The sequence below is a fragment of the Alkalitalea saponilacus genome (assembly GCF_900168165.1).
GTDB lineage: Bacteria > Bacteroidota > Bacteroidia > Bacteroidales > Marinilabiliaceae > Natronoflexus > Natronoflexus saponilacus.
The window spans coordinates 1-1,216 of sequence record NZ_FUYV01000088.1; the positions used below are offsets into that span (position 1 = coordinate 1).

The following is a 1,216-nucleotide window of genomic DNA, read 5'->3' on the forward strand; positions in this document are numbered from 1 at the left end:
ACGGCGGACAAGGACGCAGCCCGCAAAAAAGCCACTGGTCATACACAGGTACGTTGTACCTAATTTAAAAAGACAGATAACCAATTATTATAGAATGATATACACACTGATTGATAAACCGATAAATTTATCGACGGATGCAATTTTTGGATTAATAGAACTTCATTTTCGTAAAAAGTATAAAGTTGTTAGTTGGTCAGAGAAAAAATTGTCATTCAGAAAATTATACAAGTACCAATCTAATGGTTGGGAATTAATTATGAAACGATTGCACTCTAATGACTTAGTTCGTTTTGAAGTAGTTGGTAATTCCATTCGCTTTGAAGTAATTGTATGGAAACAAATTTTGGTTCTATCAACATTTCTATTAATTGGATTTATTATCTCATGGACTATTTGGGAGCTATCATTTGGAACTTCTGTACTAATTCCCTCGATTCCTATTTTTATTGCTGTTGTGGTGAGATATTATGAAATTAAAAAGTTTATAAATAACGAAAAGACTGAAATATCCAAAAGAATATGCACCTAGCATAGAATGATACTCACAATATCAAATTGTAGAAATCAAGGTTCAATAATTGAATGAATTAAAAACGGATAGCACGTAGAAATATAGATATGGTGAAAATCAAATTTATTAATAGAACGACAAATACAATCGCATCTATATTTCTCATTGTATTCGTAAGTGTGTTCCTGTATATAGGTTTTAATCAATTCCAGTTGCCGACTCTGTTTGTGTTTACGAAAACTGAACAAACGAGAGCAATAATTCTTGAAACTAAAATGATTCCGAGTGTCAAAGGATATTGGCTTCAACTGGTAGAATATGAATATGTAATTGGTGACAGCATTTACAGAGACAGTTTTAAAGCAGGTCAAAGACAAGGATTGCAGGTTGTCGGAGACGAATTATTGCTTAAATATTCAATTTCGAATCCAAGGAGAAATAAAGTAATTGGATTTTACCGACATTCAAAGAAAAAGATGAAACCAATTGGAGTATCGAATAAGGACATTGAAAACCAAAACTAGGTACAACATCATATATAAAATATTGGGGGTTTGGTGTTTACGTTAAAGTTTCTGCCCCGCACCAACTTTTGTAACGGCAGACAAAGACGCACACCGCAGCCCCAACATTTTATATATGTGACCGTTGGCGTTCATTAGCGCAAAAAATGCGAATCTCCTCTCTGTTTATAGTTCTTTT

The 1,216-nt window shown here is 33.2% G+C and carries 2 protein-coding genes; both read left to right on the top strand.

All coding sequences use genetic code 11. From position 1 onward, the window contains the following. Positions 1-532 (top strand): hypothetical protein (locus tag B5X70_RS18470; RefSeq protein WP_234995100.1); only part of this gene is annotated, 532 nt, incomplete at its 5' end. 257 nt (positions 533-789) lie between these two features. Continuing rightward, positions 790-1,038, top strand: a complete 249-nt coding sequence (locus B5X70_RS17990; protein ID WP_143255118.1) for a hypothetical protein — start codon at positions 790-792, stop codon at positions 1,036-1,038. Positions 1,039-1,216 lie beyond the last annotated feature (178 nt).

What these genes read in the sequence shown, in the direction of transcription:
- B5X70_RS17990 (WP_143255118.1), top strand. Translation starts at nt 790, where the DNA reads ATGATTCCGAGTGTCAAAGGATATTGGCTTCAACTGGTAGAATATGAA.